Source organism: Phycicoccus jejuensis, from assembly GCF_000720925.1.
GTDB lineage: Bacteria > Actinomycetota > Actinomycetes > Actinomycetales > Dermatophilaceae > Phycicoccus > Phycicoccus jejuensis.
Genome location: NZ_JOEE01000004.1, coordinates 402,846 through 418,890, shown reverse-complemented (window position 1 = coordinate 418,890; position 16,045 = coordinate 402,846). Strand labels below are relative to the sequence as shown.

The window sequence follows — 16,045 nt, the reverse complement described above, 5'->3', positions numbered from 1 at the left end:
GCGGCCAGGTGGGGGGCGTGACGAAGCGCATGTCAGGCGGACGCGCGGCGCTCGGTGCAGCACAGCGCCGCGAGGCGCTCGGCCAGCCCGGGCACGACCTCGAGGGCGACCGGCTCCATCGCCTTGTCCGCCCCGGCGGCGCCGAGCACCGTGCCGCGGCCGATGCGCCCGAGCAGCGACACGGCGTCGAGCCCGAAGTCGGCCCGGTGCAGGTCCTCACGGGCGACCTCGGCGACGGCGAGCAGGCAGACGTCGTCGTAGGGGCCCGAGGCCGTCGAGCGCAGCACGTGGACGCGCACCGACCCCGCACCGGGCGAGGCCGCGAGGGCCCGCCGAGCGGTTGCCACGAGCAGACCGGCGACGTGCTGGCGGTAGAGCTCGGCGCGGTGGGCGGCCGAGGCGCGCCGGATGGTCAGCGCGCGGTCGGCAGCCATCCGCACCTCCTCCGCCGGGAGCACGTGCTCGCCGGGCGCGAGGACGGCGACCTCGAGGACGGACCCCTCGGCGCCGAGGGCCTTGGCCCGGGCGCCCGGCTCGCGGGAGAAGACGCCGTCGACGTGCTCGGTGACGGTCGCAGGGTCGTTGGCGCACAGCGCCTTCCACCAGGCGTCCAGACGGCGCTCCTCGGCGCGGACCCGCTCCTCGGCGGCGCGGCGCGCGACGTCGATGTCAGAGTGGGCCCGGCGGCGCGCAACCTGGGCGGCCTGCCGGCGCTTGGACAGGTCGAACCACGGCACGCCTCGGACCGCGGCCTCCGCGTGACGGGCGACGATCGTCGACTCGTCGACGCGGTCGGGCCGCGGCGCGCAGGGGCGCTGGGCCGGCGCGAACCACGAGCGGTGGACGGACGTGAGGGCGTCCTCGGCGTCGAGGATCGACTCCGCGAGGGCCGACGTCGCGGCCGACGCGTGGGTGAGGGTGAGGCGACCGGCGCCGGGGTCCTGGGGCAGCTGGTGGCGGGCCACGGATCCCGTCGTCGTGGGCGCCGGGACGGTCGTGGAGGCCTCGCCCACCGGAGCGGGCGAACCCGCCGACGAGCGCTGCGAGAACGTCTCGCGGAACGCCGGGCTCGACACCCGGACGCGGGCTCCGTCCACCGTGACGACTGACGTGCTCACCTGAATCTCCTTCGCGGGGTTCCGTCCCTCTGCTGGTGGAAAATTACTGACCGAGAGCGGATCTCGACCGCGACTTGACCAACCCTTTAACAACCCGTGGCGCCCCCGTGACCGACACCGTTGTCACCCTCCACCGAACGGTCGAGGCCCTCCGTCCGTCCGTCCGATGGCCCTCGGCGGTCGGCCCGTGCTGGGCTGGGTAGTACGGATTCCGCACGCGTGGAACGTGCCCGTCCCGTCGTCGCGCAGGAGCAGGATGGAGGGGTGCGCGCGCTGTCGACGATGGTCCCGGAGAACCTCCGGTCGCTGCGTCACTACCCGCGCGGTCATCTCGCGGGCGACGTGCTGGCCGGTCTCCTGGTCGCGGCGCTGGCCGTGCCGCAGTCGCTCGGGTACGCGGCCGTCGCCGGGGTGCCGCTCGTCGTCGGGCTGTGGACGTTGCCGCCGGCGCTCCTCGCATACGCCGTCTTCGGTTCGTCCAAGGTGCTTTTCGTCGGTCCCGTGTCGACCGTGTCGGTGCTCTCCGGCTCCATCGTCCGGGTGCTGTCGGGGGGCGATCCTGCGACGGCGGTCGGCCTGACGTCGGGGCTCGCGGTGGTCGCGGGGCTCGTCCTCGTCGTCGCCGGCCTGCTGCGGCTGGGCTGGGTCGCGCAGTTCCTCAGCGAGCCCATCGTCACGGGCTTCGTCGCGGGGCTCGTCGTCCTCATCGTCGTCGGGGAGGTCCCGGCGCTGGCCGGCCTGCCCGCCCCCACGGGCTCCCTGGGCGACCGTCTCGTCTCGCTCCTGCACGGAATCGGTGGCTTCGACGGGTTGACGCTGGCCGTCGGCGCTGTCGCGCTGCTCGTGCTCTTCGGGGGGCAGCGCCTCGCGCCGCGGGTTCCGTGGTCGCTGGTCGTCCTCGTCGGTGGGGTCCTTTTGTCCTGGCAGGTCGGGCTGACCGGCCGCGGCGTGCGGACGGTCGGCAGCGTGCCCGGGGGCCTGCCCGTGCCCCGGCTGCCGGACGTCGACCCGCACCTGCTGTCCGGGCTCGTGACCGGCGGTGTCGCGATCGCGGCGGTGGCCGTCGCCGAGGGGCTCGCGGCGGTCCGCCTCTTCTCCGCCGAGGACGTCGACGCGGGCACCGACGACCGCGAGCTCGTGGCCCACGGGGCGGCCAACCTCGCCTCGGGGGCGTTCGGCGGGATGGGGGTCGGCGGCTCCCTGTCGAAGACCGCCGCCAACGCGAGCGCCGGCGCGTGGACGCAGCTGAGCGGCATCACCGCCGCGGTCGCCACGCTCGGCTTCCTCGTGGCCGCCACCGGTCTGCTGGCCGACCTGCCGCGCACGGTGCTGTCGGCGGTCGTCATCCGGGCCGTGTGGGGGCTGGTGCACCCGCGCGCATTCAGCCGCTACCGCAGGCTGCGGCGCAACGACTTCGTCGCCGCCGTCGTGGCCCTCGTGGGGGTGCTCGTCCTCGGGCCGCTCAACGGGCTGCTCGTCGCCGTGGCCCAGTCCGTGCTCGGGCTGGTCTACCGGTCCGTGCAGGTGCGGGTCGACGAGATGGGCCGCGTCGAGGACGAGAAGGCGGCGTGGGGGTCGCTGCGCTCGGACCCCACCCGGCGGACCTACCGCGGCGTCGTCGTCGTCCGGCCGGACGGACCGCTGTTCTGGGCCAACGCCTCGACGGTCCTGGCCCAGGTCGAGCGGATGGCCCTCGACCGGCGCGCCCGGGACGGCGGCGCCACGCTCGTCCTCGACCTCGAGGCGACGAACCAGATGGACGCCACGACGTGCGACCGCCTGGCGCACCTCGTCCGCGCGCTGCGCCGGCGCGACGTCGATGTGCACCTGGTGCGGGTGCTGTCTGACGTGCGCGGGGTGCTCGAGCGCTCCGGCCTCCTCGGCGAGCTCGGGCCGCACCACCTCTGGCACTCCATCGCCGCCGGCGTCAAAGCCGCGCGCGGCACCTTCGGCGGGTGAGCCCGATCACATTGCACCAGCCGAAAAACGTTGTGCGACCCGCGCTCCCACCGTTCGTGGGGGCAGCCGCGGACGGGTGGCCCATGCCCCGATCGTCCGAACGGCCATTGGATCCGAGTTCGACCGTGGCCGCTCGAGCGGACGACTAATTTCACTTTCAGATCGCGCTCCCTGCACTCAAGGTGCCTCGCGCGATCCCCGCCCTCGACGTGCTGGGGAGCCGTAGGCCGGGTGGCACCAGAAAAGAAGACGATTCGCCATGGGTACTTCCATGTCCCCGAGCCGCCGTCGCGCGGCCCAGTCCTTCGGCGCACTGCTGGCCGTGGCCTCGCTCGGCCTCGCCACGGCGGGAGTCGCAACCGCCCGCCCGGTGACCGACCGGCTCTCCCCGGTCAAGACCGTCGTCGGGGCTGCTCGCCCGCTCGGCTCGGTCGCGCCCCAGGTCCCGACCACGCCGACCCCCACCCCGACCAAGCCCGCCCCCACGCCGACCCCGACCAAGCCGGCCCCCACGCCCACCACCCCGGCGCCGACCACCCCGACCGTCTTCTTCGGTGCGGCGGGCGACGTCGACACCCTGACGTCCATCGCGGGCGAGACCGTCGGTCGGCACGCCTACGGCAACTTCCAGGGCGCGGTCCCCCAGGGTCGGATGATCACGGCCAACGCCTCCGGCGTCCCGTGGACCAGCGTCTCGAGCGCCGTCCCCGGGACCCCGATGTACAACAACATCGTGCGGTGGGCGCAGACCATCAAGGCGCGCCCCGGCAAGATCCTGTTCTCCTTCGGCCACGAGCCCGAGGTCGTCAAGAAGGCCGGCCTCGGCACCCCCGAGGAGTACCGCGCCGCCTACCAGCGCGTCTGGACGATCTTCCGCCAGCAGGGAGTCACCAACGTCAGCTGGGTGTACCAGACCACCGCGTGGGCCTACCGGGTCAACCAGACCGCGCTCGGGTCGGCGACCACCTGGTACCCGGGTGACGCCTACGTCGACGTCGTCGGCGGCGACGCGTACAACTGGAACACCTGCGGCCTGCCCGGCCAGAACAAGAGCGTGCCGCTGAGCACGATCGCCGGCGGGATCCTCACGTTCGCCAAGGCGCACAACAAGAAGGCGTCGCTGCCCGAGTTCGCCGCCACCTCGGCGCCCGACCGCGCGCAGTGGCTCAGCGACGGGTACAAGTGGCTCAAGGCCAACAACGCCTACTTCGTGGCTGCGTACTACTTCAACCGCCCGCCGACCAACCCGGACAACATGGACTGCGTCTGGTGGCTGAACACCCCGTCCGAGTACGCCACGTACAAGGCGATCATCCAGGACACCTGGACCGTCAGCTAGGTCCAGCCCGGTCCGACCGATCCAGCCCACGGAGACCCCTCTGGTGTCTCCGTGGGCTGGGTCGCGTTCGGGGACAGTCGTTCTCGCCCGGACGGACCTCGACTCAGGCGGTGTGACTGAGGCGACATCAGAATGCCTTTCCAACTACTACGTGTAGTAGTAGTTTCAGTGGTGCAAGACCACCCGGCACCACAGACCACGGGCCCCCACTCCGGGCCCACCCGAAGGGACGCGAACGACATGCGCAAGGCATTCGACAAGCTCATCTCCTGGACCGGCATCATCGTCGCCACGGTCCTCCTCGTCGCCGCGGGCCTGCTCACGTGGGCCTCGACCTTCGCCACCAGCACCGTCCACGACCAGCTGGCCGCCCAGCAGATCACGATGCCCGTGGCCGCCGCCCTGACGACGCCGCAGATGAAGGCCGAGCTCACGCAGTACGCCGGCCAGGAGCTGACCACCGGCGCGCAGGCCAAGGCGTACGCCGACTACTACATCCAGGCCCACATGGACGAGGCCTCTCAGGGCAAAACGTACTCGCAGGTCTCCGGTGAGTACATGGCCGCCCTCAAGACCGCCCCGACCGCGCAGGCCACGCAGGACCTCGGCCAGCTGCGCCAGACCCTCTTCATGGGCACGACCCTGCGCGGGATGCTCCTCAACGCCTACGCCTTCGCCACCATCGGTGCGATCGCGATGTGGGCCGCCATCGCCGCCTTCGCCGGCTCCCTGGTGATGTTCGTCCTCGGCGGCCTCGGCCTCCGGCACGCACACAAGGTGAACCTCGTCGAGGCCCCCGCCATCGAGAAGATCCACTCCCACGCCTAAGGTCGCAAACCCCCTGCTACGCGATCTCGACAACGAGGCCCCGGTCGGACCACCCGACCGGGGCCCCACCCTGTCGGTAACGCCGGGGCCGGTGCCGGACACGTGGGGTGTGTCAGGCTCACCGCCGTGGGAGGGGACGCATGAGCACGCCCGAGGTCCGCTTCGCGGAGCTCTTCGACGCGACGCACGTCGCGCTGCTCGGCTACGCCGTCCGCCGGGTCGCGGACCCCGCCGACGCCGCGGACGTCGTCGCCGAGACCTTCCTCGTCGCCTGGCGCCGGTTGGACGACGTCCCGCCCGGCGACCAGGCCCGCCCGTGGCTCTTCGGCGTCGCCCGGCGGGTGCTGGCCAACCACCACCGCGGTGAGCGCCGCCGGGTCGCCCTCGCGGACCGGCTGCGCGACTCGCTGCACCAGTCGGTGCCTCCGCCCGAGGTCCGTGAGCCCAGCATCGTCGAGCGGGCCGTAGAGCGGCTCGGTGCCGACGACCGCGAGCTGCTCCGCCTCCTCGCGTGGGAGGAGCTCGTACGGGACGAGATCGCGCTGGTGATGGGGCTGTCCCGGGCGACGGTCTGGGTGCGCCTGCACCGGGCTCGTGTGCGCTTGCGGGAGGCGATGCAAGAGCTCGAGACGCACTCCGACTCTTCTCCGGTGCAACGAAACCCGACTGCCGGACATGAACCCCGCAGATGGGCGACCGCCCGTCCCGGCCCCGAGGAGACATCGTGAACGACCACGAGGTGATGACCGCCCTGGGCAGTGCCCGCCCGGTCGACGACGAGACGCTCTCCGCGGTGGCCGACCGGCATGCGCTGCAGGCGCTGCGAGAGGGGATCACCATGACCGACCGCCACGCTCCCCCGACCGTCGAGACGCCGCGGAGGGGCCGGCGTCTCGGCGGTCGGGGACTCACCGCAGGCACCCTGGGGCTCGTCCTCGTCGGGGGCGGCGTCGCCGTCGCGGCGAGCACCTGGGACCGCGGTCCCCTGCTCGACGGGATCAGCTGCGCGACGGCCCTGGAGGTCCGCGACGGCGAGGTCACGCTCGTCGGCTCGGTCTCCGGTCCGTCGCGCACCGGTGACGACGTGGTCGACTGCGCCGCTCTTCGGTCGGACGCGGGGATGCCACCGCTCGCCGACCCGGAGGCGCTGACGATCGGCGGCGCCCGGTACGTCGTGGCGCGGGCGGGGGTGCCGGCAGCCGTGCGGGCGTCGTCCGATCCCGCCGCGGGGAAGGTCGACCGAGCGGCCCTCGTCTCGCTCGATGCTGCCCTGGCCGACTGGGTCGACGGGCCCCAGGGCGGGTGCTTCACGGGTGTCGAGGCGGAGCGCTATGCGCGGGGTGCACTGGGCCGCGCGGGCCTGCCGCAGTGGATGGTCCGCGTCGTGGCGTCGGGGTCCGCCGGGCCCTGCGCCGGGGTGGAAGTAGGCGCGGACGGACACTCGGTCGAGGTGACGCCGGGTGCGCGCGAGCGCATCGAGCACGGCTCCGGCACGGTCGACGAGACGGTGCTCGACGCAGCGGAGGGGCTGCGCCGAGCCGTCGCGGGACGGTGCCTCGGCGTCAGGGAGGCGGAGGCCGTGGCACGCGGCGTCGTCGGGTCGACCGGGCGGGTGGTCGCGGTGGCGGACGAGTCGCTCGCCTGTGCGGACGTCGACCTCGTCGTCGGCGGGGCGATGGAGGTCACCGTCCGCGGTCCGGCGACACCCTAGTTCTGAGGACGCCTTCCAGCGCGGCGTGGACACACGTGCCGCGACGACAGCGCGAGGCCCCGGTCATGGGATCCGACCGGGGCCTCGGGCCGGGTCGGGCTGGTCAGAGGCCGACCTTCTTCACGGCATAGTTCGCCTGCTTCGAGGTGTAGCCCTCGAATTCGAGCTGCTCGATCAGCCCGCTCCTGGAGAAGTTCGTCATGTCGAGGTACGACTGCGCTGACTCGACAGCCTCGGCATTCCAGTCCACCTTCATGGTCGCCATCGCGGCCTCGATGTCTGACTTCTTGTACCCCTCGAACTTCAGCTGCTCCATCAGGCTCTTCTTGCTGAAGCCCGACATGTCGAGGTACGACTCGGCTGTCCCCTTCGCGTTCTCCTGAGCCAGGGTCAGTGACGGCGCGGCCGGCTTCGGCTTCGGCTTGGGCGCGGCCTTGGACGGCGTGGGTGTGGGCGACGGGGAAGTCGTCTCCACGACGCTCTCCGCGGTCGGTGAGGCCGTGGCAGCGGGCGCCTCGGAGGACCGCGGCGAGGCGGACGAGCTGGACGAGGTGCTCGCCGTCAGCGCGGAGTCCTGCTGCGGACCGTCATCGCCCAGTGCCGAACCGAGCGCGGACACGAAGATGACGCCACCCACGAGCCCGGCCGGGATCATCAGCCGCTTCTTCTTGAACCACGGCTTGGGCGACGGCACAGCGTCACCCTGCTGCACGGCGGAGCTGACCGAGGCCGCGGCGGGCGTCGCGCCCGGAGCGAAGTGCTCGGTCCACTGGGCGCCGTCCCAGTACCGCTGCCGGCCGTCCTCCTGCGGGTACCAACCGGCTGGTGAGTTCGTCATGTCGTGCTCTCTGTCTCGGACGTCGGGAGACACGCGTCGGCCCCCCGGGGTTCACGACGTTTCCCCCGCGTGAACTCCGGTGACCGTACATAACGGCTGGTCGAACAGCCAGAGGCGACTGCCCGAATCGTCCGAACGACCGATGCCGGGCCGGGTTCCGCGCGGCACGGGGACTGTCGGTGGTCATCTCTACGATTGGAGGCAGCAGGAGGGAGGGCGCCATGGGGGTCGCCGCAGGGGTCGCGAGTCGATCGGCCGCGGCCTCGGTCACGGCCTTCCGGACGTCCCTCGCTGACGTGCCTGTCGAGGAGCTGGACGACCGCGAGCGCATCGACCTCCTGACCGAGCTCGAGCGGCTCAAGGGCGCCGTCGCGGCGGCCCAGGCCCGAGCCACCGACGCCTTCCGTCGCTCACACGAGGCGGCGGCTCCCCAGGACGCTGGGCGCTCCGTCGGCTCGCAGGTCGCCCTCGCTCGCCACGAGTCCCCCACTCTCGGTAACCGGTTCGTCGGGATGTCCCGCGCGCTCGTCCACGAGATGCCCGCGACGATGGCCGCGCTGACCGACGGCGCCATCGGCGAGCGCCACGCCCTCGAGGTCGTCCGCGAGACGGCCACGCTCACCCGCGAGGACCGCGCCGAGGTCGACCGCCGCCTCGCCGGCGTCCTCCCCCGGCTCGGGCCACGGGCCGCCGGCCGCGCCGCGCGACGGGTGGCCGCCGAGCTCGACGCCGCCTCCGTCGTCCGCCGCATGGAGGCAGCGGCCGCATCCCGACGCGTCTCTGTGCGGCCCGCACCGGACGGGATGGCATGGCTCACCGTGCTGGCCCCGCTGCGCGACGCCGTCGGCGCCTACGCCGCGGTGCGCGCCCGTGCCCAGCTGGTCGTCGGTGGCGGGTGCGACGACGAGGCACCGCACGGGCGTGGCCTCGGGGCGGTCATGGCCGACACCGCCACGCGGCTGCTCGCCGGTCTCGCGGTCGGGCAGGTCCAGCCGGTCGAGGTCCACCTCGTGATGACCGACCGCTCCCTCTTCGGGACGGGCGACCCCGCCGCCTCCGTCGACACCCCGGCCCGCATCCCGGGCCACGGCTCGGTCCCCGCACCCGTCGCGCGCCGGTGGGTCCGCGACGCCGGCGACGCCTCCGTCTGGCTGCGACGCCTCTACGTGAGCCCCGACGCCCGCGACCTCGTCGCGATGGATGCCCGCCGCCGGCTGTTCACCGGTCTCCTGCGCCGGATGGTCGTCCTGCGCGACGACGTCTGCGCCACGCCCTGGTGCGACTCCCTCGTCGCCCACGCCGACCACGTCCACCCCGTGCGCGACGGTGGGCCGACGAGCCTCGTCAACGCGGCGGGACTCTGTGCCCGGTGCAACCTCGTCAAGGAGTCGCCCGGGTGGCAGGTGGTCGTCGTCCGCGGGTCACCCCACGAGCTCGAGGTCCGTACACCGACCGGACACCGCCACCGCACTCTGTCCCCGCCCCTCCTCGGATGGGGCTCCGACCCCCCGCCCGACGATGAGTCCGTGCTCGAGCGTCACTGGGCCGCCCTCCTCGATGCCGCCTGACCTCCACGCCCCGTCGCTCGGCCGTTCGGTCACCCCTCGCCACGGATGCCCGACGCCCGCCACGACGCGCTCCTACCCTGTCGGGGTGCCGACCGGGGGTGACGACGAGCTGGCGCGCCTGGCGCGCGAGGTCCCGGCCGTGGCCGAGCTCCTCGACGAGCACGCCGGGGCCGGGGCCGTCGTCCCCGTCGTCGAGATCCCCAGCAGCGCCGATCGGCAGCGCGGCCCACGCACCCCGCTCCTCGTCGGCCTGCTGCTCGTCGTCCTCCTCGCGCTCAAGCTCGGCTGGCCCCAGCTCGTCACCTTCGCCGACTACCTCGTCAACGGCGACCCCACCTTCCGGGTCGGTGTCGGCGTCTCTCCGGTCGCCACTCCCGAGGGCGGCCGGATGCGCCCCGCCGTGCCGCTGCCGGACCCACCGGACCTCGACAGCTACGCGTTCATCGACGAGGTCGACAGCGGCGAGCCGGTCACCTTCGACCCGTGCCGTGCCATCCACTACGTCATCCACGGCCCGTACGACCTCGGTGACACCGGCCGCGATGCCATCACCGACGCCGTGACCGAGGTGTCCGCGGCGACCGGGCTGGCCTTCGTCTTCGACGGCTACACCGACGAGAAGCCCTCCCCGTCGCGCACCCTGCGGACGCCCCAGTACGACCGGCAGTGGGCCCCGGTGCTCATCTCCTGGAGCGACCCGAAGGAGACCCCGCGTCTCGAGGGCGGCATCGTCGGGCTCGGTGGCCCGCGGGAGTCCGACCGCCCGACCACCCGCCGCAGCTGGGTCACCGGCGCCATCGAGCTCGACGCCCCGACGCTCGGCAGGTGGATCAACGACCCGCAGCGCCGCGGGGACGCACACGGCGTCATCGTCCACGAGCTCGGCCACGTCCTCGGGGCCGACCACCCCCAGGCCGACGACCAGCTGATGAGCGCGAGCAACGGGCCGGGCACCCTCCAGGACGGCGACCGCTACGCCTTCGCGAAGCTCGGCAGCGGCCCCTGCCTGCGGTGAGCGCCCGCCTCCGAGCCGAGATGGCTACCGTGTGGGTGTGCACCGGATGATGCCCGCCCGCCAGCGGCCGACCCTCGAGCAGGTCGCCGCCCGCGCCGGCGTCTCCCGGGCCACGGTGTCGCGGGTGGTCAACGGCTCCCCGACGGTCGAGGAGGCGATGGCCGAGCGCGTCCGCGCCGCCGTCGACGAGCTCGGCTACGTCCCCAACCCGGCTGCGCGAGCGCTGATGACGCGCCGCGCCGACGCCGTGACGCTCGTCGCGGCCGAGGCGACGAGCCGCGTCTTCGGGGACCCGTTCTTCGCCGCCGTCGCGCGTGGGGCCAGCCAGGAGCTGGCGCGCTCCGGGCTGCACATGGTGCTCTCGATGGTGCAGACCGACGAGGACCTCGACCGGCTGGCCGGCTTCCTGCGCGGCGGGCACGTCGACGGCGCGCTCGTCATCTCCGAGCACGGCGACCACGACGTCGTCGGGCTCGTCGAGGGCTGCGGCATCACGGTCGTCGCCGGCGGCCGTCCGGTGGCCGCGCACCCCGGCGTCGCGCACGTCGACCACGACAACGTCGAGGGCGGCCGGCTCGCCGCGCGTCACCTGCTGGCGAGCGGGCGCCGGTGCATCGCGACCGTCGCCGGCCCGCAGGACATGACGGCCGGGACGGACCGGCTCGCCGGCTTCCGCGAGGCGCTGGGCGAGGCGTTCGACGAGGAGCTCATCGAGGTCGGCGACTTCACGACGACGGGCGGTGCGCTGGCGACATCCGTTCTGCTGCAGCGCCGCCCGGACGTCGACGGCCTCTTCGTCGCCAACGACCTGATGGCCCTCGGCGCGCTGACGGCGCTGCGGGATGCGGGGCGCTCCGTTCCGGGCGACGTGGCGGTCATCGGCTTCGACGACGCCGACGTCGCGGCGGTGGCCGCTCTCCCGCTGACGACCGTGCGCCAGCGGACCGAGACCCAGGGCCGGCTGATGGCGCAGCTGTTGCTCCAGCGCCTCGGCCGGCCGGTGCCCGACGCGCTGCCGGAGCTGGCAGCGGCCGAGGCCTCCGGGTCGGTCGTGCTGGGTGTGGAGCTGGTCGTCCGCGACAGCGCCTGAGCGGGAACCTGCTCGGCGCTGCCGCGGACGGGTCCGGGCTCAGACGGTGCGGCTCACGGGTACTCGCTGACGTACGCCGGGGTGCCGGTGTTGCTGTTATCCACCTGGCTGCCGACGTCGTTGACGACATGGCGGGTCGTGCCTGCGCCGAGGTTGACGGTCAGCAGGTGGTGCAGCCGCACCCCCGGGGTGGTCGGCACCTGGAAGCCGTGCTCCGTGACGATCGACGGGTTGTTGCGGTTGTAGACGTACGACCCGCCGCCCCAGAGCTCGTGGGTGCGGACCTTCGGCGAGACGACGTAGCCGGCGTAGCCGAGGGTGCCGTCGGGCTGGGTCCAGTCGGCCTGCGTGGGCGGGTCGTACGGAAGCTCGTTCTGGTAGAGGACGGTCCGTCCACGCTCGCCGTTCCAGATGGTGTTGTGCTGCTGGAAGTGCTCGACGAACAGGCCGGTCGCGGTGACGTCGTCGCCGTTGACGATCAGGCCGTTGGTCCCGGTGTTGACGGCCCAGCGCTCGTCGTCACCGAGGACGCCGCCGGTGAAGTCCTCGACGCCGTGGTCGGCGCGCCACACCCAGGTGTGGTCGACGAGCACGTGGTCGGCGTCGATCTGGAGCGCGACCTTCACCTTGCCGATGTGCGGGCCGCCGACGCGGAAGTAGACGTCGCTGAGGGTCAGCGGGTCCTTGGCGCTCGAGCCACGACCGGAGCGGTCGCCGCCCTTGCCCTTGTCGTGGTCGTCGACGTGGAGGAGGTTGCGCGACAGCTTGGTTCCCGCGTCGATGGTGACGCCGGCGATGACCGTGCCGGCACCGTCGGCGACCTCGAGGGGCGTCGCGCCCTTCTGCGCGGTGAGGGTGGCGTGGCCCATCCCGAGGACGACCGTGCCGGGGCGCTTCACCTCGATGCTGCGGTCGACGTCGTAGATGCCGGGGGTGAGCAGCAGGTGCTGCCCCTTCGCGAGCGCCTTGTTGATGTCCTTGACCGACTCGCCGGGCTTCGCGACGTGGAAGGCGCTGAGCGGCAGCGTCTTCCCGGGCGTCAGTCCGTTCGCCCAGCTGCGGCCGCGGGTGTCGGTCTGCGCCGACGGCACGCGTACGGCCCAGCGGGTGCCGTCCATGAAGAGGTACGGCTTCTCGCGGCTGACCGGCGTCTTCTCGAGCGTCGTGTACGGCGGGTTCGGGAAGGCGCTGTCGTCGGGGGCGCCCTCGACGCCGGCGAAGACCTGGTTCCAGACGCCGTTGCTCCAGGTGCCCACGGTGCTGTTGCGGGTCAGCCACTGCTGCTGCGAGCCGTTGATGACGGTCTCGGCGGACGTGTCGGCGATGAACCCGCCGCTGGCGTACTGCGGCCCGGCGGTGCAGTAGTCCATCAGGCTGAGGTTGCCGCCCTTGATCGCCACGCGGCGCATCGATACGGCCTGGCTGACGGCCCAGAAGTTGGCCGACTGACGGCAGCCGTCCTGGCCGGTGCCGTTGACGTCGATCGTCAGGTTGCTCAGGGTGCGCCAGAAGTTGTTGAGCGCGATGCAGTTGCTCGTGCCGCCGTCGTCGAGGCAGCGGTTGTAGACCTCGATCTTGCCCATGACGTGCACGTCGTCGGGGCTCGCGCCGAGGCCGGCGACCTCGGTGTTGTAGCCGACCTTGAGCTGCAGCGGCTCGGTGGCGGTGCCGTAGGTACCGGGCTTGAAGAGGATGCTCCAGCGGCCGGTGCCCATCTCGTCGTCGGTCTGGGCGTTGCTGATCGTGTCCACTGCGGCCTTGATGTCGGCCGTGGCCATGCTCGGGTCGAGGACGAGCACCTTGCTGCCGAGGTCCATGCTCGGGGCCGGGGGCTTCGGCTTGGCCGGCGACGCGGCGGCGGGCGCCAGCTGGGCCGCCGTGCCGGTCAGAGCGAGGAGGCCGGTCACAACGCCGGCGACGGCGCGGCGGGTGGCTCGGGTGGTCCTCGCGGGCGAGGGTGAGGTCATGTCGCAGTCCGTTCGCGCCGGGGCTCGCTCGTCGGTGAGAGAGCGCTCTCTGACGCGTACCCAACCACACCCCCGCTCCCCCGACAACCGCAGCGGCGAGGGTTCGACGGAGGCGAGGCACGCCCCTGTGGAAAACCTCGCAGGAGGAGCGGCCGACCGGGTCATAGTGGCCGGCGACGACGACGGAAGGACCCCAGATGGCCGAGCCGGTGCCACTCGAACCCACCGATGCCGAGCTGCTCGACTCGGCCCTACAGGCCCTGGCCGACGGCCCGTTACCGGCGGACGAGGTGGCGCGCCGCATGCGGCGCCGCTTCCGTCTGCGCGTCGTCGATGCTCGGCTCGTCGAGATGATCGGCGAGCGCACCCCGCTCATGGTCGGCCGCCCCGACGGTTCGGTCATCCGGCTGATCGACCTGCTCGAGGGGTCCGTGTTCACGGTGCGCATGGCCGCGTGCGACGGCACGCGACGTGACCTGTGGGCATCACTCGCCCTGGCCCCGCTCATCGCGTGGATGGACCGCGAAGGACTCTTCCTGACCTCGGGCGAGCCCCTCTCCCGCGGGTCCTTCGGCCACGAGACGATCGTCGGGCCGACCGGGTGGCTGCCTGCGGTTGCGCCCGGGTCGCTGGTGTCGCTCACGGTCATCGGAGGCCGCGTCGAGGTCGCCGCGGTCGTCGACGGCGCCCAGTTGAGCGCCGCAGCGGAAGGCCGTGTGCGCCGGTCGCTGAGCCGGCACTACCGGACAGCCACCTGGTGGACGGAGGAGGACCTCGCGGAACGCCTCTACGACCTGACGACCGCTGTCGCCACCGCGCTCGTCGAGGACCCTGCGCTCCTGCGTCGTCCCACCCTGCCCCTCGACGAGCTGCTCTACGTCGCCGTGCGACAGTGCGAGCAGGACCACCACCTCCGGGACGTGTCGGCGTGGAGCGGAGGCGACAACGTCAGCTTCTCCATCTCGGGGATGCCTGAGGCCCTGCACGGCGAGATCACCCGGCGCGCTCGGCACTACGGGATGTCCGACGACCAGTACCTGATCCTCGCCATGGGCCACCTCTGCTGGCGCACTCCGTTCGCCGAGGACCTGGGTGGAGAGTTCGGTTGGGAACCTGCGAGATGGCCCCGGCCCGATGATCCGGACGGACGACCTCGGCTCCGGCCCGTCTGACTCCCGCCACTCAGAGCGACGTCGTCGGCACCGGATCGTGCTGTGCACTGGCACGAGCGGCGACCGCCCGTGCCAGCGAGGTGCCCTGCTTCAGGCTGAGTCCCATCGCTTCGTACGACACGTGGACGCTCACGCTCCGTGTGGCGACGGGCGACTTCTGGCCGGGACCCACCCTCGTCCCGGCGACGGCCCAGAGGCCCACCACCCTGCGCCCCGCCCCGAACGTGTCGACGACCTCGGCTCTGCCGGCCTCCCGCGCCGCGACGAACATCGGATGCGCCTGCTCCGTCGCGCCGGTGTGCTCGATCATCTGTATGACCACCACGTCGCGCCCCTTGGTCTTCATCGACCACTCACAGCCCATGCCGCGAGCCCGGGACGTGAGGCGCAGACCCTCGTCGAGTGGAAGGTCATTCAGGGCGACGTCGGAGCACGCGAGTCGGTCGACGGGCGTCGTCACCGCAGACGGAGCGGCAGCGGCGAGGCGCGACGACACCGTCGAGACCGCGGAGCCGAGTGCACCGTTCGCGGCGGTCCACCAGACAAGACCGCACATCACCAGGCCGAGGAAGGCTCTGCCCCGCCCGTGTGATCGGCGAGGAGCCCGCCTCGTCGGACGCCTGTTGACGGTGTGTGCTGTGGTCCTCCTCGGGGCCGGCCATCTCTTCACAGAACCGTGCGCTGCTGTCCGCGCGCTGGAGGGGAGGACGCGGTGCGGGTCCCGCAGCTCGCGCCCGATGGCCAAGAGAAGCGCGGGGTCCGTCGTGGTCGAGGGGAACTCCGTGCGGACCTGGACATCCAATCGGGCGCGGCCCTCGATCACCATCTCCGGCCGTCGTCGGAGCCAGGACGCCAGGCGGTCGACGGGCACCACCCAGACACCGTGGACGACACGTGGCTCGCCGAAGTCGGCGGCACGGGTCCCAGCGAGCGCAATGACAGCGGTGACGGTGACACCGACCCGCCGCGCGACCTCGATGGCCATGGACCGGACGACGGCGAACTCCCGGTCCCTACGTCGATGACGACGCGAGCCGTCCGCTGTGAAGGAATGCTGGAAGACGCTGCCCTGCCACTCGCTCAGGTGGCCGGCCCAGTTCTTCGCATCGATGAGGACCACGCCCGCGGCTCCCACCACGAGGTGGTCGATGTTGGACTCGGCGACGCCCGGCATGAGCAACCGGTCATGCAGCACCAACCAGTCCGACGGGAGCATCGAGAGTGCGGCGGCAACCCGTCGCTCACCCTCCGCTCCTGCGGCCCACGCACCGGCCGACGCCTTGCCGCGCGCACGCAGATCCGCGGCGCGTTGGTCCGCGCTCCACCCCTCGACACCCACCCCGAGCCTCCCCTCGACCGAGGAATCGTCGCAGCCAGAACCGTTGGCTCGCAGGTGTTCAGACGAACGTTCATCCCTGTCGGCGCTTTCCTCTACATTGG

The 16,045-nt window shown here is 72.5% G+C and carries 13 protein-coding genes; 9 read left to right on the top strand and 4 right to left on the bottom strand.

The genetic code is table 11. From position 1 onward, the window contains the following. Positions 1-32: 32 nt before the first annotated feature. A complete protein-coding gene (locus tag IG69_RS0110480; RefSeq protein ID WP_157577492.1) occupies positions 33-1,118 on the bottom strand; it encodes a hypothetical protein in 1,086 nt (361 codons plus the stop codon). A gap of 264 nt (positions 1,119-1,382) precedes the next feature. Between IG69_RS0110480 and IG69_RS0110470 the strand changes: the two genes are divergently transcribed. From IG69_RS0110470 to IG69_RS0110450, 5 genes are all read left to right on the top strand, one after another. Continuing rightward, a complete protein-coding gene (locus tag IG69_RS0110470) occupies positions 1,383-3,077 on the top strand; it encodes a SulP family inorganic anion transporter (RefSeq protein WP_084696720.1) in 1,695 nt (564 codons plus the stop codon). A 259-nt stretch (positions 3,078-3,336) separates the two neighbouring features. Beyond that, positions 3,337-4,416 carry a glycosyl hydrolase gene (locus tag IG69_RS22115; protein WP_157577490.1) on the top strand — a complete coding sequence of 360 codons (1,080 nt, stop codon included), beginning with the start codon at positions 3,337-3,339 and terminating at the stop codon, positions 4,414-4,416. 240 nt (positions 4,417-4,656) lie between these two features. Further along, positions 4,657-5,244 (top strand): hypothetical protein, encoded by a 588-nt coding sequence (locus IG69_RS0110460; RefSeq protein ID WP_030528111.1) that lies wholly within the window; start codon positions 4,657-4,659, stop codon positions 5,242-5,244. Between the two features lie 140 nt (positions 5,245-5,384). Continuing rightward, complete coding sequence (locus IG69_RS0110455) at positions 5,385-5,972, top strand: RNA polymerase sigma factor (protein ID WP_030528110.1); 588 nt, start codon at positions 5,385-5,387, stop codon at positions 5,970-5,972. Further along, positions 5,969-6,955, top strand: coding sequence for a hypothetical protein (locus tag IG69_RS0110450; protein WP_030528109.1), 987 nt, complete (start codon positions 5,969-5,971; stop codon positions 6,953-6,955). Before IG69_RS0110455 ends, IG69_RS0110450 begins: the two co-directional genes overlap by 4 nt. Positions 6,956-7,058: 103 nt before the next feature. On the opposite strand, the gene IG69_RS21000 is transcribed toward IG69_RS0110450, so the two are convergent. Then, positions 7,059-7,793, bottom strand: coding sequence for an Ltp family lipoprotein (locus IG69_RS21000; protein ID WP_051750421.1), 735 nt, complete (start codon positions 7,791-7,793; stop codon positions 7,059-7,061). 296 nt (positions 7,794-8,089) lie between these two features. Here IG69_RS21000 and IG69_RS0110440 point away from each other — a divergent pair, with 296 nt between their 5' ends. The 3 genes from IG69_RS0110440 (at position 8,090) to IG69_RS0110430 (ending at position 11,466) form a co-directional block, all read left to right on the top strand. Further along, a complete protein-coding gene (locus tag IG69_RS0110440; protein ID WP_169742052.1) occupies positions 8,090-9,361 on the top strand; it encodes an HNH endonuclease in 1,272 nt (423 codons plus the stop codon). Positions 9,362-9,446: 85 nt separating this feature from the next. Beyond that, on the top strand, positions 9,447-10,376 hold the full coding sequence (locus IG69_RS20995) for a hypothetical protein (protein ID WP_051750419.1): 930 nt from the start codon (positions 9,447-9,449) through the stop codon (positions 10,374-10,376). Positions 10,377-10,422: 46 nt separating this feature from the next. Beyond that, on the top strand, positions 10,423-11,466 hold the full coding sequence (locus tag IG69_RS0110430; RefSeq protein WP_030528105.1) for a LacI family DNA-binding transcriptional regulator: 1,044 nt from the start codon (positions 10,423-10,425) through the stop codon (positions 11,464-11,466). Positions 11,467-11,519: 53 nt separating this feature from the next. Here the strand turns inward: IG69_RS0110430 and IG69_RS0110425 are convergent, their stop codons facing one another. Further along, entirely contained in the window at positions 11,520-13,433 is a 1,914-nt protein-coding gene (locus IG69_RS0110425; RefSeq protein WP_030528104.1) for a glycosyl hydrolase family 28-related protein, read from the bottom strand. A 197-nt stretch (positions 13,434-13,630) separates the two neighbouring features. Here IG69_RS0110425 and IG69_RS0110415 point away from each other — a divergent pair, with 197 nt between their 5' ends. Further along, complete coding sequence (locus IG69_RS0110415) at positions 13,631-14,605, top strand: hypothetical protein (protein ID WP_030528103.1); 975 nt, start codon at positions 13,631-13,633, stop codon at positions 14,603-14,605. Between the two features lie 10 nt (positions 14,606-14,615). On the opposite strand, the gene IG69_RS20990 is transcribed toward IG69_RS0110415, so the two are convergent. After that, entirely contained in the window at positions 14,616-15,944 is a 1,329-nt protein-coding gene (locus IG69_RS20990) for a nuclease-related domain-containing protein (RefSeq protein ID WP_157577488.1), read from the bottom strand. Positions 15,945-16,045 lie beyond the last annotated feature (101 nt).